Genomic DNA, 26,016 nt, shown 5'->3' with positions numbered 1-26,016 from the left:
GCCTCAACGGGCCCTTAGGACGCAACGGTCATCCCGTCCCGTAGAAACCGCCCTGGGGTCTCCATGCGCATAGTCGCCGCCGGTTCCGTATCCTTATCCCTGCTCGTCCTGGCCGGCTGCGCCTCCACCGCGCCCTCCACCGGCGCGCCGCCTCCGCCGCCGCCGCCCGGACCTATGGGCGAGGTCCGCCTCGACTGGCGCGGCATCGTCACCAGCGGCGACCGCGACCGCTATCAGCGACGAGATGCGGCCTGGGCCCTGGCGCTGGAACAGGCCCGCACCCAGGCGGGCTCTGGCGACCTGTCGGCGGTCGGGGATCTGATCCAGCCGCGCGCCGCCCAGGGCGGCGTCACCCCGCCGGTCGGCGATTATCGGTGCCGCACCGTGAAACTGGGTTCTCAGGGCGGCCGCGACGGCCTGGGCTATGTCGTCTACGGCTGGTTCGCCTGCCGCATCGAACAGACGCCGCGCGGCCTGAAGTTCACCAAGCTGACCGGCTCCCAGCGCCCCAGCGGCCTGTTGTTCCCCGAGGATGACCGCCAGATGATCATGCTGGGCTCCATGGCCCTGGCCTCGGAACCGGCGGCCAACTCCTATGGGCAGCGGCCGGATCGTGACCTGGTGGCCGTGCTGGAGCGGTTCGGCTCGGACCGCTGGCGTCTGGTCATTCCCTGGCCCGAGAACGAGTCCAACCTCGACCTGATCGAGCTCGTCCCTGCCTGAACCGCGCTTGATCGCACTGGAGGCTTCATGACCCGCTCGACGGCGCTCGCCGCGCTTTTCCTCGCCCTTACCGGAAGCCCCATCGCCGCCATGGCTCAGACGACACAGACGCCTCCTTCCGGCTTTGCCCAGACCGAAGCGGCCGATCCCTATCTGTGGTTGGAAGAGGTCGAGGGCGAGCGGGCCATGGCCTGGGTCGCGGATCAGAACACCCGGTCCTTGGGCGTGCTTCAGGGCGATCCGCGCTACGCCGCCCTGCACGAACAGGCCCTGGCCCTGGTGCAGGCCCAGGACCGCATCCCCATGCCGGGCTTCAACCGCGACGGCACGGTTGACAATTTCTGGCAGGACGAGACCCATGTGCGCGGCCTCTGGCGCCGCACGACGCTGGATTCCTACCGCACCGAGACGCCGGTGTGGGAGACCATCCTCGACATCGACGCCCTGGCTGAAGCCGAGGGCAAGAACTGGGTCTACAAGGGCGCGGCCTGCCTGGAGCCGGACCAGCGGCTGTGCCTGATCTCCCTGTCTGACGGCGGCAAGGACGCGGTGGTCACCCGCGAATACGACAGCGCCGCCCGCGCCTTCGTCGCGGGCGGCTTCGACCTGCCGGAATCCAAGGGCGATGCCGTCTGGATCGATGCCGACACCCTGCTGGTGGCGCAGGACTTCGGTCCCGGCACCATGACGTCTTCGGGCTATCCGATGATCGTCAAACGGCTGAAACGCGGCCAAACGCTGGATCAGGCCCAGACCCTGTTCACCGGCCAGCCCACGGACGTCTCGGTCAACGGATACACCCTGCGTGACGCCGACGGAGCCATCCAGGCGACCCTGATCACGCGCGCCGTCACCTTCTATGAGATCGAGACCTGGCGGTTGAATGCGGACGGCACGACGACGCAACTGCCCCTGCCGCCCAAGTCCGACGTCAATGCCCTGGTGAAGGGCCAGCTGATCGTCACCACCAAACAGGACTGGACCGCGCCTTCGGGCCAGGAATTCCAGACCGGCGACGTCATCTCCTTCGACCTCGACGCCTGGCTGGCCGATCCCACGACCATGGCGCGTCTGGTCCTGCGTCCCGGACCGCGTCAGTCGGTGGAGGAAATCTCGTCCACGCGCGACAGCCTGATCATCGGGTTGTTCGAAAATGTACGCGGTTCGATCCGGGTCTATGAGCCCGGCGACTGGAGCTTCCGCCCCCTCGATCTGCCTCAGAACGTCACGGTCGGGATCGGGTCGACGTCCAAGAGCGACGACCAGCTGTTCGTCAGCGTGGCCGGCTATCTGACGCCCTCGAGTCTCTGGCTCGCCGACGCGCAGACTGGCGAGGCGGCGTCGATCAAATCCGTCCCGGCCAAGTTCGACGCCGAGGGCATGACCGTCGATCAGTTCGAGGCGACCTCGGCGGACGGAACCGCGATTCCCTATTTCGTAGTCCATCGTGACGCCATGCCGATGGACGGCTCCAACCCGACCCTGCTCTATGGTTATGGCGGGTTCCAGGTCTCCCTCCTGCCCAGCTATTCGCCGACGGTCGGCAAGCTGTGGCTGGAGCGTGGCGGCGTCTATGTCGTGGCCAATACGCGCGGCGGCGGCGAGTTCGGCCCGGCGTGGCACGACGCGGCCCTGCAACAGAACCGCCAGCGCGCGCACGAGGATTTCCAGGCCGTGGCGCTCGACCTGATCGCGCGGGGCATTACCTCCCAGCCGCACCTGGGGATCATGGGCGGCTCGCAGGGCGGGCTGTTCATGGGGGCGATGCTGACCCAGCGTCCCGACCTGATCAACGCGGCCGTCATCCAGGTGCCCCTGTTCGACATGCTGCGCTTCCACAAGCTCCTGGCCGGCGCCTCGTGGATCGGCGAGTACGGGGATCCCGACATCGCCGAACAGCGCGCCTGGATCGCGGAATATTCGCCCTATCAGCGTCTGGCGGCGGGCCAGCCCTATCCGGAAGTCTTCATCCACACCTCGACCAAGGACGACCGCGTTCATCCGGGTCATGCGCGTAAGGCGGCGGCGCGGCTGGAGGAGCTGGGCTATCCGGTGCTCTTCTATGAGAACACCGACGGCGGCCACGCGGCGGGCGCCAACCTGCGCGAGACGGCGCGGCGGATTGCGCTGGAATACACCTATCTCAGCCGCCGGTTGATGGATCAGCCTGCGCAGGAATAGTCTGCATCATCCGCTCATCCCCGCGAAGGCGGGGACCCAGCGCTTTCGCAAATGTTCGGCGGCTGGGATCGGGCTCTGTTTTAGTAGGGGCGATGCCGAAACGCCCAAGCCTGGGTTCCCGCCTTCGCGGGGATCAGCGGAAAGAGTAAGCCATGCGTCACCTGATCCTGTCCGCCGCCATTCCGGCGCTTTTGATGGGCGCCTGCGCCACCGCAGCGGTCGCGATGGAGATCCCGGTGCAGCAGGCGCCGCCCGCAGCCCTGCCGCCGCATTTCCCCGCCGACCTGACGCCCGCCGGCGTTCGCGCCGCTGACGACCATCTGGCGCTGGAACAGCTCAATGGCGCCGAAGCCATGGCCTTCGTCGCCGCCGAGAACGCGAAATCCCTGGCCGCCCTGACCGGCGATCCCCGCTACGAGACCTATCGCCAACAGGCCGAGGCCATCCTGACGGCCGAAGACCGCATCGCCACGCCGGTCTTCCTGGGCGAGGGCATCGCCAACTTCTGGCAGGACGAGGCCAACCCCAAGGGCCTGTGGCGGCGAACGACGCTCGACAGCTATCGCTCGGCGAGCACGCAGTGGGAGACCCTGATCGACATCGACGCCCTGTCGAAGGCGGAAGCGCGGGACTGGGTGTGGAAGGGGGCCGACTGCCTGGCCCCCGACGAGACCCGCTGCCTGATCTCCCTGTCCGACGGCGGCAAGGACGCGGTGGTGGTGCGCGAGTTCGACACCACGACCGGCCAGTTCGTCGAGGACGGCTTCGTCCTGCCCGAGGGCAAGCACCGGCTGGAATGGCTGGACCGCGACACCCTTCTGGTCGCCACCGACTTCGGCGCCGAGGGCGACAAGCCGACGATGACCGAGAGCGGCTATCCCTTCATCGTCAAGTCGCTGGCGCGCGGCCAGACCCTGGCCCAGGCCACCGAGGTCTATCGCGGCGACATCGGCGACGGCGGCTATGGCGTCAGCCCCATGGTCTATCGCGACAAGGACGGCGCGGTTCAGGCCGTGCTGATCAACCGCCCGCTCGACACCTATCGCTCCGAGACCTGGCAGGTCGTGTCGGGCGTAGCGCCGGTGAAGCTGGCCGTGCCCGAGCGGCTGTCCCTGCATGGCGTCATGGCCGGACGCCTGATCCTGTCCAACGACGAGGCCTTCCGCTGGGCCGGCGGGGTGATCCCGCAAGGCTCCCTCCTGGCCCTGAGCATCGACCAGCTGGCCGGGCGCCAGGCGCCGTCGTCGGCGGGCGTTCTGGCCATGGGCTTCACCGACCGCCAGGCCTTGCAGGAGGTGTCGGTCCTAGGCGACAGCCTGATCGTCGCCTATGCCGACAATGTCGCCGGACGCCTGACGCGCCTGACGCCGGGCGCGGACGCCTGGACCGCCACGGCCATCGCCGTGCCCGACAGCAGCTCAGTGTCGCTGGGCGATTCCTCCAAGTCCAGGGACCAGGTCTTCGTCTCGACCGAGGGCCTGCTGACGCCTTCGACCCTCAACCTGGCCGATGCGGCGACGGCGCAACTGGCCGAACTGCGTGTGGCTCCCGCCAAGTTCGACGCCTCGACCCATGTCGTGCATCAGTATGAGGCGACCTCGTCGGACGGGACCAAGATCCCCTATTTCATCGCCATGCCGGCCGATGCGCCGCTGGACGGATCGACCCCGACCATCCTCTATGGCTACGGCGGTTTCCAGGTGTCCAAGCCGCCGATCTACATCCCCGAGATGGGCAGGCTGTGGCTCGAGCACGGCGGCGCCTATGTCATCGCCAATATCCGCGGCGGCGGCGAGTTCGGCCCGGCCTGGCACCAGGCGGCGCTGCGAGAGCATCGCCAGCGGGCCTTCGACGACTTCATGGCCGTCGCAGCCGACCTGAGCGCACGGGGCATCGCTGCGCCCCGCCGCATCGGCATCTATGGCCGCTCGAACGGCGGCGTCCTGACCTCGGTCTCGGTGGTCCAGCACCCGGAACGGTTCAATGCGGCGGTGATCGAAAGCCCGCTGATCGACATGCTGCGCTATCACGAACTGCCCGCAGGGGCCTCGTGGATGGGCGAATACGGCGACCCGCGCGTGCCCGGCGACGCCGAGTTCATCTCGAAGTATTCGGCCTATCAGCTGTTGCGGCCGAACGCCGGATACCCGCGCGTCTATATCACCACCAACACCCTGGACGACCGGGTCCACGCCGGCCATGCGCGCAAGTTCGCCGCCCGTTTGGGCGACATGGGCTATGACCACCTCTATTATGAAGAGACGTCCGGCGGACACTCCAACGACGCCGACCCGGTCGCCAACGCCCGCCGCTGGGCCCGGCATTATGTCTATCTCAGCCAGCAGTTGATGGACTGAGCAGACCCCTCCCTTCCGTCATCCTCGGGCTTGTCCCGAGGATCCAGACTCCCGGTGTATGCGATCTGGCCATGATGGATCGGCGATCACTTTCAAGGGGCGATAGCGTGTCTCTGGATCCTAGGCACAAGGCCTAGGATGACGGGTTTGGTGGATGGATCACGCCCTCGGATGCGCCGCCGCATAGGCGCCCAGCAGGTGGGCGGCGTCGACGGCGGTGTATTTCTGGGTCGTGGACAGGCTGGCGTGACCCAGCAGTTCCTGGATCGAGCGCAGGTCCGCGCCGGCGCCCAGCAGATGGGTGGCGAAGCTGTGCCTCAGGGCGTGGGGCGTGGCGCTGGCCGGCAGACCCAGGCGGCCTCGCAGCCGCTGCACCGTCGCCTGGATATGGCGGGGGCTCAGAGCGCCGCCCCGCTTGGCCCGGAATAGGGGATCGCCGGGCGCCGAGGCGAAGGGCTGCAGCGCCAGATAATCCTCCACCGCCTCGCGCACAGCGGGCAGGATGGGACAGAGCCGCGTCTTGGACCCCTTGCCGGTGATCCGCAGGGTCTCGGGCAGGGGGGCGTCGGACCGCGTCAGGCTCAGCGCCTCCGAGATCCGCAGGCCGCAACCGTACAGCAGGGTCAGCACCGCCCGATCGCGCGCGGCCTCCCAGGGTTCGGCGTCGGGATCGCTCTGCGGCTCTTCCAGCATCCCGCGCGCCTGATCGGCGGTGACGGGGCGGGGCAGGGAGGCCTTGATGCGCGGCCCCCTGACCAGGGCCAGTTGCGGCGCCGGCGTGTCGCAGCGCCGGTCGAGAAAGGCGTGAAATCCCCGGATCGCCGCCAGGGTCTGGCCCAGCGACCGCGCGTTCAGCGGGTGGTCGCCCGAGCGCCTGTCCGCCAGATGGGCGCGCAGTTCGGCGGCGCTGACCGTGCCCAGGTCGGCCAGGCTCTGCGGCTCGCCCCGGTGGCGTTCCAGAAAGCCCAGATAGTGTCGCCCGATATGGCCATAGGCCTCCAGCGTGCGGGGCGACAGCCGCCGCTCGTGCGCCAGATGCTCCAGCCAGGCGAACAGAGCCTCTGATGCGGTCATAGGTTCAGAGGATCGGCCAGCGCTCGGCGGTGCGTTCCACCACGCGGGCGATGAAGGCCACCAGTTCGCAGCCCATGTGGGCGGTGAAGCCCTCGGGCTCGGACGAGCCGAAGGCGCACAGGGCGTGGCGCGGGGCCTCGTCGCCGGGGAAGACGGGCGCCATGCGGATCAGCGCCACGGACTTCACCCGCCGCTCGGCCGGGCCGAACAGGTTCAGCCCGTCGAAATTCTCGCCCAGCCAGGTCAGGCCGTTGACGCCGACCAGGGCGTCGACGCCGCCGTCGTCCAGGGTCTTCCAGCCGAAGGGCACGCCGCCCGTCCGGGGCGTTCCGTCTGCATCCGGGCCGGGGCGTTCGATGCCGATCACCGCGCCGGCCAGGCCGAACCGCGCCTGGGCCGCGCCGTCCAGCCGACGGGCGAGGTCGGAGTGATTACGCGCCTCCAGCAGGTCCAGGGCCGCGACATGGGTCTGGGTCTGGGCGGCGAAGTTGGCGCGGGCGATGGCTTCGATCTGCTTGCGCGCGTCCTGCTCGCGCATCGCCGCCTCTTCCAGCCGGGTCAGGGCGGCGGCGCCGAACTCGATGACATTCCTGCCATGCGGTTTCAGGCCGATCTCTTCCAGCAGGGATCGGTCGTCCAGAAGGGTCTGGGGATTGGCCTGCAGCCAGGCGCGAACCTCGTGCCAATGAGGCTCGGGATCGGTCTCGACTTCGGCGAATAGGTCTCTTGGGCCGCTCAACAGACGTCTCCTCCCGGAAACGCCGGGTCGAATGCTACAGGATGGACTGACCGGTCTTGCCCCAGTCGGCCAGGAATTGATCAAGACCCTTGTCGGTTAACGGGTGCTTGACCAGGGCCTTGAAAACGTCGGCCGGCAGGGTGGCTGCGTCCGATCCTGCCACGGCTGCGGCCGATACGTGACTCGGGTTGCGCAGGGACGCGGCCAGAATCTGGGTTTCGAAGCCATGCAGGTCGTACAGAACGCGAATCTCTTCCAACAGGCCGATGCCGTCGGCGCCGTGGTCTTCCAGCCGCCCGACGAAGGGCGAGATGAAGGTCGCGCCCGCCTTGGCCGCCAGCATGGCCTGGGCCGCGCTGAAGCACAGGGTGACGTTGGTCTTGATCCCCTTGTCGGCGAAGTTGCGCGCCGCGCGCAGTCCGTCCCAGGTCAGGGGCAGCTTCACCACCACGTTCGGCGCGATGGCGGCCAGCTTGTCGCCTTCCTTGACCATGGTCTCGAAATCGGTCGCCACGGCCTCTGCCGAGATCGGCCCCTCGACCAGGGCGCAGATTTCAGCGATGACCTCGGCGATGTTACGCCCGGACTTTGCGATCAGCGTGGGATTGGTGGTCACGCCGTCCACCATTCCGGTGGGCAGCATGTCCTTGATGACGGCGACGTCGGCGGTGTCGAGGAAGAGTTTCATGGGGCGAGTGTTTAGCCTCGCTAGAGCCGGAAGGCGAGCCTTCTCCTCCCTGTTCGCGCAGCGAATGGGGAGGTGGATCCGAGGCCGCTTCGCCGAGGAGACGGAGGGGGCGACTGGGTCTCGACGCCCAGCCTCCGGTCACCCCAGACGCCGTCTCGCCCCCTCCGTCACGGCGCATAGCCGCGCCGCGCCACCTCCCCATCGCCTGCGGCGACAGGGAGGAGAAGGGTGAAAGTCGCCTCGGTCCTCATTCCCCTGCCGGTGCAGGAGGCCTTCGATTACGAGGTCGCCGACGACATGGTGCTCCAGCGCGGCGATCAGGTCGCCGTGCCTCTGGGGCCGCGCCTGATGCGGGGCATCGTGTCCGAGGTGCGCGAGACGACCGGATCGAACCGGCGGCTCAAGGCAGTCGAGAGCCTGCTGGACGATCCGCGCCTGCCGCGCGGCACAGTCGATTTCGTCGAATGGGCTGCGCGCTGGACGCTCAGCCCGCCGGGCGAGATGGCGGCGACGGCGCTGAAGGGATTGCGTGCGCCTCGTCCCCGGCCAGAGCGTCGCCTGCGCCGCGTCGGCGATAAACTGCCCGCACGCCCTACCCAGGCGCGGACGACGGTGCTGGACACGCTCGCAGACCGCACCATGACCCGCCCGGACCTGAGCGCCGCCTCCGGCGCCTCATCCGCCGTCATCAAGGGGCTGATCGACGAAGGCGTGCTGGAGGTCATCGAGATCGAAGCCGTCGCCGCCTTCGACGCGCCCGACCCGGATCATGCCCCCGCCGTCCTGAACGTCGACCAGTCGGCCAGCGCCGACGCGATCGCCGGGGCCACGGCGGACGGCGGCTTTGTCCCCTTCCTGCTGGACGGGGTCACCGGCTCGGGCAAGACCGAGGCCTATCTGGAGGCGGCGGCGCGGACTCTGCGGGCCGATCCCGCCGCCCAGATCCTGATCCTGCTGCCCGAGATCGCCCTGACCCAAGACCTGATCCGGCGCATCACCGCCCGGTTCGGCGCAGCGCCTGCCGAATGGCATTCCGGCATCGCCCCGCCGCGCCGACGTCAGGTGTGGGAGGCTGTGGTCGCCGGACGCTGCAACATCGTGGTCGGCGCCCGCTCGGCCCTGTTCCTGCCCTTCCCCAACCTGAAGCTGGTCGTCGTGGATGAAGAGCACGACGGCTCGTTCAAGCAGGAGGATGGCCTCGTCTATCATGGCCGCGACCTGGCCGTGGCCCGCGCCCGGATCGAGGGGGCGACCGTGGTCCTGGCCTCGGCCACCCCGTCGCTGGAGACCCTGTGGAACGCCCACAACGGCCGCTATCGCTGGCTCAAGCTGTCGGCGCGACACGGGGCGGCGGTCCTGCCCGATATCAAGCTGCTGGACCTGCGCCAGAACCCGCCTGATCCCCAGACCTGGCTCTCCCAGCCCTTGCGCGAAGCCATAGGCGAGACCTTTGCGCGCGGCGAACAGACGCTGCTCTTCCTCAACCGGCGCGGCTATGCCCCCGTGGTCCTGTGCCGCGCCTGTGGTCACCGGCTGACGGCGCCGGATACGGATTCTTGGCTGGTCGAGCATCGCTATACCGGGCGGCTGGTCTGTCACCTGACTGGCTTCACCATGGCCCGGCCCAAGGCCTGCCCGTCGTGCGGCGCAGAGGACAGCCTGGTCTCGGTGGGGCCCGGCGTCGAACGGGTCGAGGAGGAGGTCCGCCTGCTTTTCCCCGAGGCGCGCACCGCCGTGTTCAGCTCCGACACCGTGCCGGACGCCAAGGCCGCCCGCGCCCTGATCCAGTCGATGGTGGACGGCGAGATCGACATCCTGGTGGCCACCCAGGCGGCGGCAAAGGGGCACAACTTCCCCAAACTGACCCTGGTGGGCGTGGTCGATGCGGACCTGGGCCTGAGGGGCGGCGACCTGCGCGCGGCCGAACGCACCTTCCAGCTTCTGACCCAGGCGACGGGACGGGCGGGGCGCGCCGACCGGCCGGGCCAGGCTCTCCTCCAGACCTGGACCCCCGATCACCCGGTGCTGATGGCCCTGGCCGCCGGGGACCGCGACGGGTTCGTCGAGGCCGAGATGGCCGAGCGCGAGGCCTCGACCCTGCCGCCCTATGGCCGGCTGGCGGCGCTGATCCTGTCGGGTGAGAACGCCGTGGCGGTGGAACAGACGGCCGAGGCCCTCGCCCAGGCCATCCCCAACGCCGAACGGCTGGAGGTCTATGGCCCGGCCGATGCGCCGCTTGGCCTGATCCGCGGGCGGCGCAGAAAGCGGCTGCTGGTCCGCGCCGACCGGGACGTCAATCTGCAGAGCTTCCTGCGCGCCTGGCTTGGGCGGGTGAAGGTGCCCGGCTCGGTCCGCCTGACGGTGGACGTGGACCCGTACAGCTTCCTTTAGGGCGCTAACGCTCGGCTCGCGGAGCCTCGCTGCTTGAGCGCGAAGGCGAACAGGTCTCCGTCACGGGGGCGAAGACCTGCTATTTCAGTGGTGTCTCAGACCCCCGGTTCGGCGGTCTCGGCCTTGTTCAGCTCGGCCTGATGGGCGTCGAGCGCCGCCTGTTTCTTCTTGGCGGAGGTTCGGCTCGCCATGTTCAGCCCCTCGACCAGGGCCGAGAAGGCCATGGCCGCGTAGATATAGCCCTTCGGCACATGGACGCCGAAGCCGTCGGCGATCAGCACGGCGCCGATCATCAACAGGAAGCCCAGGGCCAGCATGACCACGGTCGGGTTCTTGTCGATGAAGTTGGCCAGGGGATCGGCGGCCAGAAGCATCACGGTCACGGCGACGATGACCGCGACCATCATGATCGGCACGTGATCGGTCATGCCCACGGCGGTCAGGATCGAGTCCACCGAGAAGACCAGGTCCAGCAGGATGATCTGGAAGATGGCGGCGCCAGCGTTGTTGATGACCACGGCCTTCTTGTCGAGCACGCCATGGTCGGACGGGGTCGGATCGACCGTGTGGTGGATCTCCTTGGTCGCCTTCCACAGCAGGAACAGGCCGCCCGCGATCAGGATCAGGTCGCGCCAGCTGAAGGCGGTGTCGAAGGTATAGTGGCACTCGACCGCCGCCGTGGTCACGCAGCCGGGCTCGAGCAGGGGGCCGTGCAGGCCCAGGTCGAAGACGGGCGCGGTCAGGCCGACGATCCAGCCGATGGTCATCAAGAGGCCAAGGCGCATGATCAGGGCCAGGCCGATGCCGAGGCGACGGACCTTAGTGCGCTGCTCAGGCGGCAGCTTGTTCGACAGGATCGAGATGAAGACCAGGTTGTCGATCCCCAGCACCACCTCCATCACGATGAGGGTGACGAGGGCCAGCCAGGCGGCCGGGTCGACAAGAAGATGGGCGACGGAGTCGAACATTGAGGTTCTGGGTCCCTAGGGGTGTGGCTGCTTTCTAACGCACGAAATCGCTACTGATCCACGGGGATATTGATGCGCAGAGCCCCCCGCGTCGCATTGCCTCAGGAACGGCCCGTCAGGAGGCTCCGGGTCCCGGAACCTCCGAAACCAGAGCCCCTGCGCCGCCGCCCGCAATGACGGCGGCCCTGACCGCCGAATGGGAGGCGAAGCTCTGGGCCTCGACATAGATGCGGCCCGCCTGCGGATAGGCGGCGCGGATCTTCTGTTCCAGCCTGGCGACCGTATCCTCGACCTCGCCGGCGCTCAGGCTGTCGCGGAAATCCAGGCTCAGGGCGACCAGGATCTCGTTGGGGCCGAAATGCATGGTGCGGGCGTCGTTCAGCCCCTCGACCCCCGGCTCGGCCTCGGCGATGGCGCGAATGCCCTCGCGCGTGGCGGGATCGGCGGCCTCGCCGGTCAGCAGGCTCTGGCTCTCGAAGGCCAGGAAGCCGGCGGTCACGGCCAGGATCAGGCCGATGATGACCGAGGCCACGCCGTCCAGCACCGGCAGGTCGAACACATGGCTGCACACCACCCCGATCAGGGCGACGACCAGGCCGGCCAGGGCCGCGGTGTCCTCGAACAGCACGGTGAAGACGGTCGGGTCCTTGGACGAGCGGATGACGCCGAAGAAGGGTCGGCCCTCGCGCTCCTTGTTGAAGGCCTTCAGCGCCACGGTCCAGGACGCCCCCTCGAACAGGACGGCCAGGCCCAGAACGACATAGTTGATCCACGGGTCGGCGATCGGCTCGGGGGCCTGGATCCGCTCGATGCCGTGCAGGATCGATACGACCGCCCCGACGCCGAAGATCAGCACCGCCACGACGAAGGTGTAGAAATAGAGCTGCAGCCCGTGGCCGAACGGGTGGGTCTCGGTCGCCGGGCGCGCCGCCCGCTTCAGCCCGATCAGCAGGATGATCTGGTTGCCGGTGTCGACGACCGAGTGGATGGCCTCCGACATCATGGCCGCCGACCCGGTGATCAGGGCGGCGATGAATTTGGTGACGGCGATGGCCGCGTTGCCGGCGAGGGCGGCGAAGATCACGTTCTTCGAGGTCGATGCGGCCATGCGTCCAATACGATGATGAAGTGCGGCAGGATGTCGCTGCCCAGCGCAAGTGCGACCAAATCGTTCCTTCACGCAATGTTGCGAGCGGGAAAAGCCCATGCTATCAGGCGCCCGGCTTCCAGAGGGCGTTTCATACGAAACGCTCCTGGCGTGCTTTCCTTAAGCATTACAAGCCTTTGGCCCACGCGACCCTCGCGTGAGGTCGCAATGACACAAGCTGATCCGGACGGACCCGACCCTTGGCAGACGATTTCAGGACGACGGAAGTCGGCGAGCGCTACGCCCAGGCGCTGTTCGACCTCGCGTTGGAAACAAAGACGCTCGACGCCGTGCGCGCCGATCTCAAGTCGCTGAAGGCGGCCTGGATCGACAGCGCCGACTTGCGCCGTCTCGCCACCTCGCCGGTCATTTCCGCCGAGGATCAGACCAAGGGTCTGGTCGCCATCGCCACGGCGGCGAAGTATCAGGCGACGACGCGCAACTTCCTCGGCCTGCTGGCCCAGAACGGTCGCGCCCGCGACCTGACCGCCGTCATCGCCGCCTTCGAAGCCCTTTACGCCAAACACGCGGGCGTGGTCGCCGCCGAGGTCGTCTCGACCCAGGCCCTGAGCGCCGCCCAACTCAAGTCCATCACGACCGCCCTGACCCAGGCCCTGGGCAAGAACCCCGAGATCACCACCCGCGTCGACCCGTCGATCCTGGGCGGCCTGAAGGTGAAGGTCGGCTCGAAACTGTTCGACGCCTCGCTGAAGACCAAGCTCGACCAGATGAAGTTCGCCCTTCGCCGGGCCTGATACACACCGCATCCACGATTGATCGTCGGCCTTCGCTAAGGCCCGGCGCTACGAAGACGAAAGCCAGAGAGCCAGACCATGGACATCCGCGCCGCCGAGATTTCGGCCATCCTCAAGTCGCAGATCGCCAACTTCGGCGTTGAAGCCGACGTCTCCGACGTCGGCAGCGTGCTGTCGGTCGGCGACGGCATCGCCCGCATCCACGGTCTGGACAATGTCCAGGCCGGTGAAATGGTCGAGTTCCCCAAGGCCGGCGTGAAGGGCATGGCCCTGAACCTGGAGCGCGACAACGTGGGCGCCGTGATCTTCGGCGCCGACGCCGCCATCGCTGAAGGCGACGAAGTCCGCCGCCTGGGCGAGATCGTGGACGTTCCGGTCGGCAAGGGCCTGCTGGGTCGCGTCGTCAACCCGCTGGGCGAGCCGATCGACGGCAAGGGCCCGATCCAGTTCACCGAGCGTCGCCGCGTGGACGTCAAGGCTCCGGGCATCATTCCCCGGAAATCGGTGCATGAGCCCATGCAGACCGGCCTGAAGGCCATCGACACCCTGATCCCCGTCGGCCGCGGCCAGCGCGAGCTGATCATCGGCGACCGTCAGGTCGGCAAGACCGCCGTCGCCATCGACACCATCCTGAACCAGAAGACGACCAACGCCGCCGCCACCTCGGAAGGCGAAAAGCTCTACTGCATCTACGTCGCCATCGGCCAGAAGCGCTCGACCGTGGCTCAGATCGTCAAGACGCTCGAAGAGCGCGGCGCCCTGGAATACACCATCGTCGTCGCCGCCACGGCGTCCGAGCCCGCCCCCCTGCAGTTCCTGGCGCCCTTCGCCGGCACCGCCATGGGCGAGTTCTTCCGCGACAACGGTATGCACGCCCTGATCGTCTATGATGACCTTTCCAAGCAGGCCGTGGCCTATCGCCAGATGTCCCTGCTGCTGCGTCGTCCGCCCGGCCGTGAAGCCTACCCCGGCGACGTCTTCTACCTGCACAGCCGCCTGCTGGAGCGTTCGGCCAAGCTGAACGAAGACAATGGCTCGGGCTCGATGACCGCCCTGCCGCTGATCGAGACCCAGGCCAACGACGTCTCGGCCTATATCCCGACCAACGTGATCTCGATCACCGACGGCCAGATCTTCCTGGAATCCGACCTCTTCTACCAGGGCATCCGCCCCGCCGTGAACGTCGGCATCTCGGTGTCGCGCGTGGGCTCCTCGGCCCAGATCAAGGCGATGAAACAGGTCGCCGGTTCGATCAAGGGCGAGCTGGCCCAGTACCGGGAAATGGCCGCCTTCGCCAAGTTCGGTTCGGACCTCGACATCTCGACCCAGAACCTGCTGGCCCGCGGCGCGCGCCTGACCGAGCTGCTGAAGCAGCCCCAGTACTCGCCGCTGACCGTCGAAGAGCAGGTCGTCTCGATCTACGCCGGCACGCGCGGTTACCTGGACAAGGTCGCGATCTCGGACATCGGTCGTTTCGAAAGCGAACTGCTGGCCCGGATGCACTCGAACCACGTCGGCATCCTGGACGCCATCCGTACGCAGAAGGCCCTGTCCAAGGACCTGGAAGCCGAACTGAAGGCCGCCATCGAAGCCTTCGCCGCGACCTTCGCATAAGCCTGACCTGAGAAAGCGAGAGACCGCCCGATGGCCAGTCTGAAGGAAATGCGCAATCGGATCGAAAGCGTCAAGTCGACGCAGAAGATCACGAAAGCCCTGAACATGGTCGCCGCGGCCAAGCTGAAGCGCGCCCAGGGTCAGGCCGAAAGCGCGCGTCCCTATGCCCGCAAGATGGCCGACGTCATCGCCAATCTGGCGGCGGCGGTGTCGGGCGATGCGGCGCCGAAGCTGCTGGCCGGAACCGGCTCGGACCAGAAGCATCTTCTGGTCATCGCCACGGGCGACAAGGGTCTGGCGGGCGGTTTCAACACCAACGTCATCCGCGCCGCCAAGGAGCGGATCAACTCGCTGGTCGCCCAGGGCAAGGACGTTCGCGTCGTCGCCGTGGGCCGCAAGGTCCGCGACGGTCTGGCCCGCCTGTACGGCGACAAGATCATCAGGACGTTTGAACTGTCGGAACACAAGGTCATCGGCCTGGCCGCGGCCGAGCCGATCGCGGCCCTGATCGCCGAGGAGTTCGAGGCCGGGCGCGCCGACGTGGTGACCCTGTTCTACAGCCGCTTCCAGTCGGTCATCTCGCAGGTGCCGACGCCCAAGCAACTGGTCCCGGCCGTGGTCGACGGCGCCGCCGAGCCGATCAACCTGAACGGGGCGGTCTATGAGTACGAACCCTCGGAAGAGGAAATCCTCGAGACCCTGCTGCCGCGCAACATCACGACCCAGATCCTGGCCGCCCTGTACGAGAACCAGGCCAGCTTCTTCGGGGCCCAGATGGGCGCCATGGACAACGCCACCCGCAATGCTGGCGAGCTTATTACGGCCCTGAGGTTGACCTACAACCGCAAGCGCCAGGCCCAGATCACCACCGAACTGATCGAGATCATCGCCGGCGCGGAAGCGCTCTGATCCTCCGATCCTGACAGAACATACGAAACGGACTTAACCCGATGACCGACACCGTCGCCAAGAAACCCGCCGCCCCCAAGGCAGCCGCCAAGAAGCCCGCTGCTTCCAAGGCACCCGCCGTCATCAAGGCGACCGCCGCCACCGGCACGGGCAAGATCGCCCAGGTCATCGGCGCCGTCGTCGACGTCGAGTTCGTCGGCGCCCTGCCGGGCATCCTGAACGCCCTGCACACCCAGAACGTCGACCAGAAGACGGGCGAGCCCTTCACCCTGGTTCTGGAAGTCGCCCAGCACCTGGGTGAGAACATGGTCCGCACCATCGCCATGGACACGACGGAAGGCCTGACGCGCGGCCAGGCCGTGACCGACACCGGCACCTCGATCATGGCCCCCGTCGGCCCCGGCACCCTGGGCCGCATCATGAACGTCGTCGGTCAGCCGATCGACGAAGCCGGTCCGATCCAGACCACCATGTACCGCCCAATCCACCGCGAGGCGCCTTCGTTCGAAGAGCAGTCGACCTCGTCGGAAATCCTGGTCACGGGCATCAAGGTCATCGACCTGATCTGCCCCTACACCAAGGGCGGCAAGACCGGCCTGTTCGGCGGCGCCGGCGTGGGCAAGACCGTGACCATGCAGGAACTGATCAACAACATCGCCAAGGCCTACGGCGGTTATTCGGTTCTGGCCGGCGTGGGTGAACGCACCCGCGAAGGCAACGACCTGTATCACGAGATGATCGAGTCCAACGTGAACGTCGCCGGCGGCGGCGAGGGCTCCAAGTGCGCCCTGGTCTACGGCCAGATGAACGAGCCTCCCGGCGCCCGCGCCCGCGTCGCCCTGACCGGCCTGGCCCAGGCCGAGTACTTCCGCGACGAAGAAGGCAAGGACGTGCTGCTGTTCGTCGACAACATCTTCCGCTTCACGCAAGCCGGTTCGGAAATGTCGGCTCTGCTGGGCCGCATTCCCTCGGCCGTGGGCTATCAGCCGACGCTGGCCACCGAGATGGGCAACCTGCAAGAGCGCATCACCTCGACCAAGAAGGGCTCGATCACCTCGATTCAAGCCATCTACGTCCCGGCCGATGACCTTACCGACCCCGCGCCCGCCGCCTCGTTCGCCCACTTGGACGCAACGACAGTGCTGAACCGCGACATCGCCGCCCAGGCCATCTTCCCGGCCGTGGACCCGCTCGACTCGACCTCGCGCATCATGGACCCGCTGGTCATCGGCGAGGAACACTACCGCGTCGCCCGTTCGGTTCAGGAAGTCCTGCAACAGTACAAGGCGCTGAAAGACATCATCGCCATCCTGGGCATGGATGAGCTGTCGGAAGAGGACAAGCTGGTCGTCTCGCGCGCTCGCAAGATCAGCCGCTTCCTGTCGCAGCCCTTCTTCGTGGCCGAACAGTTCACCAACGCTCCCGGCAAGTTCGTCTCGCTGGAAGACACGATCCGCTCGTTCAAGGGCATCGTCGCCGGTGAGTACGACCACCTGCCGGAAGCCGCCTTCTACATGGTCGGCCCCATCGAGGAAGCCGTCGAGAAGGCCGCCAAGATGGCTGCCGAGGCCGCCTGATCCATGGCCGGCAAGCTGAACTTCTCGCTGGTCGCGCCTGAACGCGAGGTCTTCACCGGCCTCGTGGATCAGGTCGATGCGCCCGGCGTCGAGGGTGATTTCGGCGTCCTGCCGCAACACGCTCCCTTCATGACGGCCCTGCGCGAAGGCACGGTCACCGTGTTTGACGGCGCCGCGCGTCGCGTGTTCGAGGTTCACGGCGGTTTCGCCGACGTGACCCCCGACGGTCTGACCATCCTGGCCGAACAGGCTTCGGAAGTCCTGACGGGCTGACCGTTCGCGACACAGACGATTTCGGAAAAAGGTCGCCGTCCCGGCGGCCTTTTTTCGTTTCAGCCTGAGCCGATCAGGCCGCCTCGGCTCGCGTCGCTCGCTCCAGGGCCTCGTAAAGACGGGCCGGCTCCAGGGGCTTGGCCAGCCAGTCGGTCATGCCCGCCTCGTGACAGGCGGCGATCTGTTCGGCCTCGGTGCCGGCGCTGAAGCCGATGACCGGCACGGCCGCGTTCGGACCGGACGAGGCGCGCAACCGCCGGGTCGCCTCATTGCCGTCTATGCCCGGCATGTTGACGTCCATCAGCACCACGTCGAACGGCTGGGCCGCCAGGATGTCCAGGGCCGAGGCGCCGTCCGAGGCCGTCGACAGATCGACGTCCAGCGGCTGCAGCACCAGGGCCAGGGTGCGGCGGTTGATCTCGTGATCGTCCACGGCCAGCACGCGCAGCCGGCGATCCAGCACCGGGGCGACGGCCGACTCCGTCCCCGTGTCGGCGGTCGGCTGACCGTGGGCCAGGGTCACGCTCAGGGTGAAGACTGCGCCGCCGGCGGGCGCGTTGCCCGCCGTCAGGTCGCCACCCATCAGCCGCGCCAAGTCGCGACTGACCGTCAGCCCCAGGCCCGTCCCGCCATAGGTCCGCGCCACCTGGGCCGAGCCCTGGGCGAAGGGGGTGAACAGGCGGTCCATGGCCTCGGCGGCGATCCCCGCGCCCTGATCCCGAACCCTCAGCCGCAGTTCGATCCCTTCGGCCGTGTTCTGCGTCGTTACGTCCAGGCTGATCTGGCCGGCCGGAGTGAACTTCAGGGCGTTGGACATCAGGTTGTTGACGATCTGGCGCAGGCGGAAGGGGTCGCCCTTCAGCCACAGGGGCGAGCCCGAGGTCGGGGCGTCCAGCGTCAGGCCCTTCTCGCTCGCCTGGGGCGTCCAGAAGCGGACCGTCTCGTCGACGAAGGCCGACAGGTCGAAATCGCGCACCTCCAGCGACATGGCCCGGGCCTGGATCTTGGAATGGTCCAGCAGGTCGTTGAGCATGCCGGTCATCAGACGCCCGGCGTCCATGATCAGCTGAGCGGTCTCGGGCGTGGCCTCGGGCCGGTCGCCGCGATGGATGACGTGAGCCCCGGCCAGGATGGCGCTGACGGGGGTGCGCAGTTCGTGGCTGACGATGGCGGCCATGGCGGCGCGGTCGGCCATGGCCTGCTCGGCCTGCTCCAGCCGTCGCTCCGCCTCGGCCAGGGCGCGGGTTTCACGCGAGCGCGAGGCCTTGAGCCGCGACCAGATGGCGATCACCGCCAGAACCAGCAGAACCGCCGACATGGTCAGGGGCGCAAGGGTGGCGGCCGTCAGCGGCGGCGCCGTGAAGGGCATGGCGAACAGGGCGACGACATAGGGGCCTGCGCCGATCAGGAATAGGCGCTGGGACGCGATGCCCGAGACGATGTTGCTGATCAGGGTGCCGGCGATGGCCATGACGGCGATCGCGGCCATGGCCTGATCGCTGTGGCGCCACATCAGCAGGATCCCCACGGCGAAGGCGCTCGAGAATAGTCCTGCGCCCGCCATGGCCGAGATGACCCGGCGGGGGTCGCTGGGCGGCGGTCCGGGGCGCCGATAGGGCTCCATGGCCAGATATTCGATGATCTGGGCCAGGGTGCTGACCGCCAGCCACGCCCAGACGTAGGTCTGGAGCCCCACGGTCCAGAAGACCCAGGCGATGATCAGGCCCATCGTGATCCGGACCGGCGTCTGTTTCAGCCGCTCGGCGGCGGAAAGCGCCAGATGCGGCGCCATCGACGCATACCAGTTCATTCAGGAGCCCTCCGTCCGCGCCAGTCTGGAGAACAACGGTAAACAATGATTCGCCAATAGCGATGGGCGCCGGCGCGAGGGGCGCAGGGCGCGCGGATCGCAAACCTTGACCCCGGCCGGCCCCGCACCTAATTCGCAGAACCTTCGAACGGGGCCACGTCCCCGTCCGCGCTCCGATGTCCGGTCGCGCGGCTCTCAAGACCGGGACGGCCCGGCCTTTCGAGAGGTGGCCCCATGGCCTGGATTGTTCTGTTTATCGCCGGACTGCTTGAAGTCGTCTGGGCCTATTACATGAAGGCGTCGGAGGGGTTCTCGAAGCCTGTCCCATCGATCATCACCATCGTCGCCATGATCGCCAGCTTCAGCCTGCTGGCCTGGTCGATGAAGACCCTGCCGCTGGGTACGGCCTATACGATCTGGACCGGCATCGGCGCGGTCGGCGCCTTTGTGCTGGGCGCCGCTGTCCTGGGCGAGAGCCTGACCCTTTGGCGCATCGTGGCGGCGGTGCTGATCGTCTCGGGCCTGGTTATGATGAAGCTGGCCAGCCCCGCCCACTGATCCCTCAGACCTCCTGAGGCTTCAGGCGGCGTATTTCGAGAAGGCGGCGACCACCTGTTCATAGGCGGCCCGCTTGAACGGCACGATCAGGTCGCAGGCCTCGGACAGGTCGCCCCAGCGCCAGGCCTCGAACTCGACCTCTTCGTGCTGGTTCAGGTCGATCTCGGCGTCGTCGCCGGTGAAGCGATAGGCGAACCAGACCTGGCGCTGGCCATTCCAGGGCTTGCGCTTCTCACGCAGGTGCTGGGCCATCAGTTCGGTGGGAAAGTCGTACAGGATCTCGCCCTCGGTGCGGCCCAGTCGCTCGACCGAAGTGACGCCGGTCTCTTCCTGAAGCTCGCGCAGGGCGGCGGCCTCCAGGTCCTCGCCCTTGTCCACGCCGCCTTGCGGGAACTGCCAGTTATACGGCCCGCCGACGCCCGCGCGCCGCCCGTACCAGACCTGGCCGGCAGCGTTGAACAGGACGACGCCGACGTTGGGGCGATAGAGGGAGAGATCGATCATGAGGGAGTAGGGGCTAGAGAGTAGGGGTTAGGGCGATGGGGTTGGCGTTAGCCCACTATGGCTTTCCCTACGCCCTAATTCCTATTCGCTAATCCCTTATCGCCCCGGCCGCTGGGTCATCGCCGACGCCGGCGCCAGTTGCAGGCCGCGCGCCTCTAGACCGGCAGTCCAGCGCGCGGCGGCCTCGACGGTGACGGGATAGCTGAAGCCGGTCCCCATGGCGGCGCCACGCTGTTTGGCGGTGGCTTCGAGGGCGTTCAGTCGGGCGACGATGGCGGCGGGGGTCTGGACCTCGTCGATGATGGCGTCGGCGCTGGCGCGGGCCCAGGCGCCGGGGCGACGGCGTGCCGACCCGTCATCCAGGAAGGCGATCCCGCGCTGACGCAGCACCCCCATGAAGGCGGTCATGCCGGTGTCCGAGGTCATGAACCGGTCGCCCAGATAGTTGGTCACCGCGAAATAGCCGGTGGCGCGGCCCAGGAGCCAGTTCATCCGTGCGGCGATGTCGTCGGGGGTCGAGGACTGCAGCAGGGTCTGGGGGCCGGGATCGTTGTCGGGATAGCCTGAGGGCTCCATCGGGATTTCGATCATCACCTCATGGCCCTGGGCTCGCGCCAGGTCGATCCAGCCCTGCAGGCCGTCGGCATAGGGGACGAAGGACAGGGTGACTTCGGCGGGCAGCCGTTCGATGGCGGCGCGGGTGGTCACGGCGTTCAGGCCCAGGCCGCCGACGATCAGGGCGACGCGGGGCTTGCCGTTGGGCTGGAACGGCCGGGCATAGGCCTGGGCCGGAACGCGGCCGTCGGCGGCGATGACAGGCAGGGCGCCATTGGGTCCCGGTTGGCTCAGGCCCGCGATGGGTGCGGCGGCCAGGGGCGTGGCGGGACGGCGGGGCGCGGTGATGGCGGCGCCCGATCCGGCGACATTGGCCCCGTCCGGCAGGGTGATCAGGGCGTCTCCGCCAGCGGCTCCGCCCCCCATGCCGTTCTGGGCCGTATCCAGGGCCGGGTCGCCCAGACCCTGATAAGCCCCAAAGGCGTCCATGCTGAAGGCGTCAAAGCCGTTGGGCACCTGTGCCGGCTCGGCGGCCGCGCGGTGCAGATCGACGCGGGCGGACGGGGCTCCCGCACTGGGGTCGCCCAGCACGGTCAGGAACAGGGCGGCGGCGCCCAGCAGCAACAGGCCCGCCGCGCCGACCGCGACCGGCGGCTTCTTCAGCGCGGCCAGGACGGGGGCGACGTTCAGGCGCAGTCCCTTGCCCGAAGGTGGGGCTCCGGCGGCGGCGGCGAGGGCGGACTGGCGTTTGGCGAACATGAAACCGGGCGACGCTCGAACAGGGACCGCAGGCGGTCCATTCGGCCTCACTCTGACGGGCGGCGGTTAAGAAACCCTAACGGCCGTTAGCCATGTTCGACGCACGAACCCCCGCGTCTATCGACGCTGGGGCGTCGGCAAGTTTCCAGGCGTCACCTCGGGCGTCCGCGGGGGCGGGGCGCTGGGGTCGGTCGCGGGCGCCGGGGGTATCGATTCCGGCGTTGGCGCGTCCTCCTCGGTGTTCTCGTCCACCACAGGCGTCTGGCCGGGCAGGGTGACGACCACCGTATTGGGCGCAGGCGTCAGTCGCGCCAGATCGCCGCCGGCCCGCAGTACGTCCAGAGCACGCTGCAACTGGTAATCCTTGGTCTTGTCGAACTCCTCTCCCGGCGCCTCGCGCGGCGTGTGCGATCCCCGGCGTTCGGCCCCGATGGAGGCGTCCAGGGCCGTGGCGTAGGCGGCCTCGGAATAGATGAAGCTGGAGCGGGACACGATGCGCGCCTCTGCCTCGGAACGGGCCACCTCCAGATCCGGCTCGATGCCGATCTTCTGGATCGAAGCGCCCGAGGGCGTGTAGTAGCGCGCCGTCGTGATCGACAGGGCGCCGTCGCGGCCGCCGCCCAGGGGAATGACGGTCTGGACCGAACCCTTGCCGAAGGTCGTCAGGCCGACCAGGGTCGCTCTCTGATGATCCTTCAGGGCGCCGGCGACGATCTCGGACGCCGAGGCCGAGCCGTAGTTGATCAGGACGACGACCGGCAGGCCGCCTGTCATGTCGCCGGGCTTGGCGGCATAGCGTTCGATCTGGTCGGGCCGGCGTCCGCGCTGGCTGACGATCTCGCCGCGTTCCAAAAAGGCGTCGGATACGTCGATGGCGGCGGTCAACAGGCCGCCCCCGTTGTTGCGCAGATCCAGCACATAGCCCTTGATGTCGGGCTTCTCGGCCTTGAGCCGGGTGATGGTCTCGGCCAGTTCGCGTCCGGTGTTCTCGTTGAAGGTCGAGATGCGCAGATAGGCGAAATCGCCCTCCAGGCGTCCGGTGACGGATTCGACCTTGATGACCTCGCGGGTCAGGACGACGTCGCGCGCCTCCTCGCCGTCACGCAGGAAGGTGACGGTGACCGAGGTCCCCATCGGGCCGCGCAGCTTCTCGGACACGGCGGTGACGCTCAGGCCTGCGGCGTTCTGGCCGTTGATGGCCGAGATGATGTCGCCGGCCTGCACACCCGCGCGTCCGGCGGGGCTGTCGTCCATTGGCGAGATGATCTTCACCAGACCGCCCTCGACCGTGATGGTCAGGCCGACGCCCGAGTATTCGCCCGAGGTCCGCTCCTGCAGCTCGGAATATCCGTCCGGGGCCAGATAGTTGGAATGCGGATCCAGCGCGGTCATCATCCCGGCCAGGGCCGCCTCGATCAGCTTCTGGTTATCGACCGGAACGACATAGGCCTGTTCGACCACGGCCAGGACGTCGCCGAACAGCTGAAGCATCCGGAAGGTCTCGTTCCGGGGCGTCTGGGCGGCCATGCCGGTCAGGCCGACGCCCACGGCGCCGAGGGCGAGGGCGGCGCCGCCGGCCAGGAACAGTCTACGCATTCGGTCTCTTTCGGTCAGGCGCATCCGGTCTTGGCCACGCCCCGGTCAGTGATTTGCGGAACCGGTGTCACTTCAAATCGTGGCGGCGTCGCGTTCGTTGGATAAAATCAGCGTCAGGTCGGATTTGAAAGGGGATTCGGGATGGGCGGGGTTTGTCGGCTCGTCGCTCGCCTCGCCTTCGCGCCGGGTTTGAAGCCAATCGTCGGGGCTATCGCGCCACAGGCAGCGTCTTGGCCAAGACCACGAACGACAGGTCGCGGCGTTTGGGCAGGCCGAAGCGCACGTCGTCCATGGGAAACTCCGCCGTCGCGCCGGTCAGGACATAGCCGCGCCGCTCGTACCAGCGGATCAGTTCGGTCCGGTGCGGGATGACCGTCATCTCCATGCGCGAGGCGCCGAAACGCGCGGCGGCTTCGGCGTCGGCGGCGTCCAGCAGGGCTCGGCCGAGCCCTGCGGCCTGCAGGGTCGGCTCGACCGACAGCATCCCCAGATAGGCTGATCCGTCCGCCTGGTCCGCCACCATGACGCAGCCGATCAGGACGCCGTCGCGGTGGGCGGTCAGGATGACGCGCGACGGATCTGCGATAGCCTCGGCCAGGGCCTCGGGGTCGATCCTCTGCCCGTCCAGCAGATCCGCCTCATGGGTCCAGCCCAGTCGGGCGGCGTCGCCCCGATAGGCGCGCGTGACCAGGACGTGCAGTGCCGCGATGTCATCGACCGTGGCTGGCCGGAGGGTATGCGACATGGACGGCGGGCTCCTTGCAGGGACTGCGGGACTAGCCCCGGCCGGGCCGCGCGTCCATGCGCGCACCTGTCGCCGACATAGCCCCGTTCCGCCTTACCCCGATTTAACTTGGCCCTCGCCCTATCCCCGGTCAGGTTTCGCCTCCTGAAACGGGGTTGAACTCAGTCCATGTCGCTTGCGCTCTCGACGCTGCTGTTTGAATGGCGCCGCTACATGGCCGCGGTGATGGCGCTGGCCCTGTCGGGCCTGCTGGTTCTGGCCATGACCGGGGTCTTCATCGGCATCGGCAAGGGCTTCACCGCCACGATCGAGCGCTCCAGCGCCGACATCATCATCATGCAGCCGGGCGCCAAGAACCTGATGAGCGGCCCTTCGGGCGTGCCTCGCCGGTTCATCCCGCTCGCCTACAACCACCCGGATGTGGTCGAGGTCCAGCCGCTGGACGGCGCCGGCGGCTCGTTCCAGAGCGTCAAGAACGTCGACCCGACCATGACCCAGGCCGAGCGAGCCCGTCAGGGCGCCCCGCGCCAGAAATACGTCCAGGCCTCGATCATCGACACCACGCCCGGATCGGTGACCATCCCGACCGACTATTCGCGCGAGCTGATCGACGCCCTGCGCCAGCCCTTCACCGTCGCCATCGACGAAACGGCGCTGAAGCCCCTGGGCGTCAAGCTGGGCGACAAGGCCCTGTACAACGGCCAGACGGTGACGGTCGCGGCGGTGCTGCGCGGCTATCCCAACATGATGCAGTCCACCGTGGTCATGTCGCGCGACACCCTGCGGATGCTGGGCCAGGCCGACACCGGGCCGCGCGTCGGCCCCCTAATGGTCAAGCTGCGCGATCCGGCGCGGGCAGGCGTCGTCGCCGCTCAGCTGAACGCCATGGGCAATGGCCAGTGGAAGGCCTGGACGCGCCAGGAACTGGCCGACGCCAACGCTGCCGGCATGTTCGAGGAAGGCATCCTGGTCATCATCATCGGCGGCTGCGTCGTCCTGGGGATCATCATCGGCGTGGCCATCACCTGGCAGACCCTGCGCGGCGCCATCATGGCCAATATCAAGGAGTTCGCCTCTCTGCGGGCCCTGGGCGTAGGCATGCCGTCGCTGCGCCGCATTGTCGTGGAGCTGAGCTTCTGGGTCGGGATCGCCGGGGTCGTGGCGGCCATCACCCTGACCTGGCTGGTCTCGCTGCTGGCGGCGGCCAACGCCGTCATCATCGCCCTGCCGTTCAGCCTGCTGCTGGTGGTCGGCGGCGGCCTGATCCTGATCGCCATGATGTCCGGCTTCCTGTCGATGGGCATATTGAAGAACAGCCAACCGGCGGACCTGCTGCGATGAATGCTCACACCAAGGTTCACGGCAAGCATGGCGATTTCGCCATCGAGGCCAAGGCGCTAACCAAGCGCTTCAAGTCGGGCAAGGCCTTTGTCGAGGTGCTGAAGGGCGTGGATTTCGACGCCCGCCACGGCGACCTGACCATGGTCATGGGACCGTCCGGCTCGGGCAAGTCCACCCTGATCGCCGCCCTGTCGGGCCTGTTGAAGCCCGAGCAGGGTCGGGTCGATGCGCTGGATGTCGACGACCTGTGGAAGCTGTCGGCCGGTCGGATCGACAAGTTCCGGCTGGATCACTGCGGCTTCATCTTCCAGGGCTTCAACCTGTTCCCGGCCCTGACCGCCCTGCAGCAGGTGACCACGGTGCTGAAGTACCAGGGCCTGACGCCCAGCCAGGCCAAGGCGCGCGCCACCGAGGCCCTGACCGAGGTGGGGCTGGGCCATCGCCTGAACCAGCGTCCAGCGGCCCTGTCCGGCGGCGAGAAGCAGCGCGTCGCCATCGCCCGCGCCCTGGCCAAGGATCCCAAGATCCTGTTCGCCGACGAACCGACCTCGGCCCTGGACGGCGAGAACGGCCAGGTCGTCATCCGCCTGTTGCGGCGGGCGGCGACCGAGCATGGCGCGGCGGTGATCTGCGTCACCCACGACCCGCGCCTGGAAGCCTGGGCCGACCGGGTCATCCACATCGAAGACGGCGTCATCATCAGTGACGAGCGCCGCATCCCCAATCCCGACGCCGTTCTGGCGTCGCACTGA

Annotated in this window: 22 protein-coding genes; 12 read left to right on the top strand and 10 right to left on the bottom strand. The window is 67.8% G+C overall.

The features are described 5' to 3' along the window. The first annotated feature begins 63 nt into the window (after positions 1-63). From ACO05L_RS00395 to ACO05L_RS00385, 3 genes are all read left to right on the top strand, one after another. Complete coding sequence (locus ACO05L_RS00395) at positions 64-723, top strand: DUF4893 domain-containing protein (protein ID WP_421730207.1); 660 nt, start codon at positions 64-66, stop codon at positions 721-723. 27 nt (positions 724-750) lie between these two features. Further along, positions 751-2,904, top strand: coding sequence for a prolyl oligopeptidase family serine peptidase (locus ACO05L_RS00390; protein WP_421730206.1), 2,154 nt, complete (start codon positions 751-753; stop codon positions 2,902-2,904). 152 nt (positions 2,905-3,056) lie between these two features. Then, entirely contained in the window at positions 3,057-5,261 is a 2,205-nt protein-coding gene (locus ACO05L_RS00385; RefSeq protein ID WP_421730205.1) for a prolyl oligopeptidase family serine peptidase, read from the top strand. Between the two features lie 159 nt (positions 5,262-5,420). Here the strand turns inward: ACO05L_RS00385 and ACO05L_RS00380 are convergent, their stop codons facing one another. The 3 genes from ACO05L_RS00380 to fsa are packed head-to-tail and all read right to left on the bottom strand — an operon-like array spanning position 5,421 to position 7,762. Then, positions 5,421-6,335 (bottom strand): tyrosine recombinase XerC, encoded by a 915-nt coding sequence (locus ACO05L_RS00380; RefSeq protein ID WP_421730204.1) that lies wholly within the window; start codon positions 6,333-6,335, stop codon positions 5,421-5,423. 4 nt (positions 6,336-6,339) lie between these two features. Further along, complete coding sequence (locus ACO05L_RS00375; protein WP_421730203.1) at positions 6,340-7,074, bottom strand: DUF484 family protein; 735 nt, start codon at positions 7,072-7,074, stop codon at positions 6,340-6,342. Between the two features lie 34 nt (positions 7,075-7,108). Next, complete coding sequence (gene fsa / locus ACO05L_RS00370; RefSeq protein ID WP_421730202.1) at positions 7,109-7,762, bottom strand: fructose-6-phosphate aldolase; 654 nt, start codon at positions 7,760-7,762, stop codon at positions 7,109-7,111. Between the two features lie 228 nt (positions 7,763-7,990). On the opposite strand from fsa, the gene ACO05L_RS00365 reads away from it, so the two are divergent. Then, positions 7,991-10,153 (top strand): primosomal protein N', encoded by a 2,163-nt coding sequence (locus ACO05L_RS00365; RefSeq protein WP_421730201.1) that lies wholly within the window; start codon positions 7,991-7,993, stop codon positions 10,151-10,153. A gap of 95 nt (positions 10,154-10,248) precedes the next feature. On the opposite strand, the gene ACO05L_RS00360 is transcribed toward ACO05L_RS00365, so the two are convergent. Both ACO05L_RS00360 and ACO05L_RS00355 read right to left on the bottom strand, forming a co-directional pair. Next, positions 10,249-11,121, bottom strand: a complete 873-nt coding sequence (locus tag ACO05L_RS00360; RefSeq protein ID WP_421730200.1) for a TerC family protein — start codon at positions 11,119-11,121, stop codon at positions 10,249-10,251. A gap of 115 nt (positions 11,122-11,236) precedes the next feature. Beyond that, complete coding sequence (locus ACO05L_RS00355) at positions 11,237-12,229, bottom strand: cation diffusion facilitator family transporter (protein ID WP_421730199.1); 993 nt, start codon at positions 12,227-12,229, stop codon at positions 11,237-11,239. A 239-nt stretch (positions 12,230-12,468) separates the two neighbouring features. Here ACO05L_RS00355 and ACO05L_RS00350 point away from each other — a divergent pair, with 239 nt between their 5' ends. The 5 genes from ACO05L_RS00350 (at position 12,469) to ACO05L_RS00330 (ending at position 17,396) form a co-directional block, all read left to right on the top strand. Continuing rightward, positions 12,469-13,023 carry a F0F1 ATP synthase subunit delta gene (locus tag ACO05L_RS00350; protein WP_421730198.1) on the top strand — a complete coding sequence of 185 codons (555 nt, stop codon included), beginning with the start codon at positions 12,469-12,471 and terminating at the stop codon, positions 13,021-13,023. Positions 13,024-13,101: 78 nt separating this feature from the next. Further along, entirely contained in the window at positions 13,102-14,637 is a 1,536-nt protein-coding gene (gene atpA / locus ACO05L_RS00345; RefSeq protein ID WP_421730197.1) for a F0F1 ATP synthase subunit alpha, read from the top strand. Positions 14,638-14,667: 30 nt separating this feature from the next. Beyond that, the gene (locus tag ACO05L_RS00340) at positions 14,668-15,546 is read left to right on the top strand and encodes a F0F1 ATP synthase subunit gamma (protein ID WP_421730196.1); all 879 of its coding nucleotides are present in this window, start codon (positions 14,668-14,670) and stop codon (positions 15,544-15,546) included. Between the two features lie 41 nt (positions 15,547-15,587). Then, positions 15,588-17,123, top strand: coding sequence for a F0F1 ATP synthase subunit beta (atpD, locus tag ACO05L_RS00335; protein WP_421730195.1), 1,536 nt, complete (start codon positions 15,588-15,590; stop codon positions 17,121-17,123). Between the two features lie 3 nt (positions 17,124-17,126). Continuing rightward, positions 17,127-17,396, top strand: coding sequence for an ATP synthase F1 subunit epsilon (locus tag ACO05L_RS00330; protein ID WP_421730194.1), 270 nt, complete (start codon positions 17,127-17,129; stop codon positions 17,394-17,396). Positions 17,397-17,469: 73 nt separating this feature from the next. Here the strand turns inward: ACO05L_RS00330 and ACO05L_RS00325 are convergent, their stop codons facing one another. Continuing rightward, a complete protein-coding gene (locus tag ACO05L_RS00325; RefSeq protein WP_421730193.1) occupies positions 17,470-19,206 on the bottom strand; it encodes an ATP-binding protein in 1,737 nt (578 codons plus the stop codon). Positions 19,207-19,440: 234 nt separating this feature from the next. Between ACO05L_RS00325 and ACO05L_RS00320 the strand changes: the two genes are divergently transcribed. Further along, positions 19,441-19,764, top strand: coding sequence for a DMT family transporter (locus ACO05L_RS00320; RefSeq protein ID WP_421730192.1), 324 nt, complete (start codon positions 19,441-19,443; stop codon positions 19,762-19,764). A 21-nt stretch (positions 19,765-19,785) separates the two neighbouring features. Here the strand turns inward: ACO05L_RS00320 and ACO05L_RS00315 are convergent, their stop codons facing one another. The 4 genes from ACO05L_RS00315 to ACO05L_RS00300 all read right to left on the bottom strand — a co-directional run bounded on the left by ACO05L_RS00315 (position 19,786) and on the right by ACO05L_RS00300 (position 23,923). Next, on the bottom strand, positions 19,786-20,268 hold the full coding sequence (locus tag ACO05L_RS00315; RefSeq protein ID WP_421730191.1) for an RNA pyrophosphohydrolase: 483 nt from the start codon (positions 20,266-20,268) through the stop codon (positions 19,786-19,788). A gap of 96 nt (positions 20,269-20,364) precedes the next feature. After that, complete coding sequence (locus tag ACO05L_RS00310; RefSeq protein ID WP_421730190.1) at positions 20,365-21,582, bottom strand: divergent polysaccharide deacetylase family protein; 1,218 nt, start codon at positions 21,580-21,582, stop codon at positions 20,365-20,367. A 117-nt stretch (positions 21,583-21,699) separates the two neighbouring features. After that, positions 21,700-23,178: a S41 family peptidase gene (locus ACO05L_RS00305; RefSeq protein WP_421730189.1), complete on the bottom strand. Its 1,479-nt coding sequence runs from the start codon at positions 23,176-23,178 to the stop codon at positions 21,700-21,702. A 208-nt stretch (positions 23,179-23,386) separates the two neighbouring features. Next, entirely contained in the window at positions 23,387-23,923 is a 537-nt protein-coding gene (locus tag ACO05L_RS00300; RefSeq protein ID WP_421730188.1) for a GNAT family N-acetyltransferase, read from the bottom strand. Positions 23,924-24,091: 168 nt separating this feature from the next. Between ACO05L_RS00300 and ACO05L_RS00295 the strand changes: the two genes are divergently transcribed. Both ACO05L_RS00295 and ACO05L_RS00290 read left to right on the top strand, forming a co-directional pair. Continuing rightward, a complete protein-coding gene (locus ACO05L_RS00295) occupies positions 24,092-25,264 on the top strand; it encodes an ABC transporter permease (protein ID WP_421730187.1) in 1,173 nt (390 codons plus the stop codon). Next, entirely contained in the window at positions 25,261-26,016 is a 756-nt protein-coding gene (locus ACO05L_RS00290) for an ABC transporter ATP-binding protein (protein ID WP_421730186.1), read from the top strand. Before ACO05L_RS00295 ends, ACO05L_RS00290 begins: the two co-directional genes overlap by 4 nt.

Origin of the sequence: Brevundimonas sp. (assembly GCF_965227765.1) — a bacterium.
GTDB lineage: Bacteria > Pseudomonadota > Alphaproteobacteria > Caulobacterales > Caulobacteraceae > Brevundimonas.
Note: the sequence above shows the minus strand (reverse complement) of the source record. Positions and strands in the feature narration are given on the sequence as shown.

Coding starts and splice junctions, on each gene's coding strand:
- ACO05L_RS00395 (WP_421730207.1), top strand. CDS start 64: ATGCGCATAGTCGCCGCCGGTTCCGTATCCTTATCCCTGCTCGTCCTG.
- ACO05L_RS00390 (WP_421730206.1), top strand. CDS start 751: ATGACCCGCTCGACGGCGCTCGCCGCGCTTTTCCTCGCCCTTACCGGA.
- ACO05L_RS00385 (WP_421730205.1), top strand. CDS start 3,057: ATGCGTCACCTGATCCTGTCCGCCGCCATTCCGGCGCTTTTGATGGGC.
- ACO05L_RS00380 (WP_421730204.1), bottom strand. CDS start 6,335: ATGACCGCATCAGAGGCTCTGTTCGCCTGGCTGGAGCATCTGGCGCAC.
- fsa (WP_421730202.1), bottom strand. CDS start 7,762: ATGAAACTCTTCCTCGACACCGCCGACGTCGCCGTCATCAAGGACATG.
- ACO05L_RS00360 (WP_421730200.1), bottom strand. CDS start 11,121: ATGTTCGACTCCGTCGCCCATCTTCTTGTCGACCCGGCCGCCTGGCTG.
- ACO05L_RS00355 (WP_421730199.1), bottom strand. CDS start 12,229: ATGGCCGCATCGACCTCGAAGAACGTGATCTTCGCCGCCCTCGCCGGC.
- atpA (WP_421730197.1), top strand. CDS start 13,102: ATGGACATCCGCGCCGCCGAGATTTCGGCCATCCTCAAGTCGCAGATC.
- ACO05L_RS00340 (WP_421730196.1), top strand. CDS start 14,668: ATGGCCAGTCTGAAGGAAATGCGCAATCGGATCGAAAGCGTCAAGTCG.
- atpD (WP_421730195.1), top strand. CDS start 15,588: ATGACCGACACCGTCGCCAAGAAACCCGCCGCCCCCAAGGCAGCCGCC.
- ACO05L_RS00330 (WP_421730194.1), top strand. CDS start 17,127: ATGGCCGGCAAGCTGAACTTCTCGCTGGTCGCGCCTGAACGCGAGGTC.
- ACO05L_RS00325 (WP_421730193.1), bottom strand. CDS start 19,206: ATGAACTGGTATGCGTCGATGGCGCCGCATCTGGCGCTTTCCGCCGCC.
- ACO05L_RS00320 (WP_421730192.1), top strand. CDS start 19,441: ATGGCCTGGATTGTTCTGTTTATCGCCGGACTGCTTGAAGTCGTCTGG.
- ACO05L_RS00315 (WP_421730191.1), bottom strand. CDS start 20,268: ATGATCGATCTCTCCCTCTATCGCCCCAACGTCGGCGTCGTCCTGTTC.
- ACO05L_RS00310 (WP_421730190.1), bottom strand. CDS start 21,582: ATGTTCGCCAAACGCCAGTCCGCCCTCGCCGCCGCCGCCGGAGCCCCA.
- ACO05L_RS00305 (WP_421730189.1), bottom strand. CDS start 23,178: ATGCGTAGACTGTTCCTGGCCGGCGGCGCCGCCCTCGCCCTCGGCGCC.
- ACO05L_RS00300 (WP_421730188.1), bottom strand. CDS start 23,923: ATGTCGCATACCCTCCGGCCAGCCACGGTCGATGACATCGCGGCACTG.
- ACO05L_RS00295 (WP_421730187.1), top strand. CDS start 24,092: ATGTCGCTTGCGCTCTCGACGCTGCTGTTTGAATGGCGCCGCTACATG.
- ACO05L_RS00290 (WP_421730186.1), top strand. CDS start 25,261: ATGAATGCTCACACCAAGGTTCACGGCAAGCATGGCGATTTCGCCATC.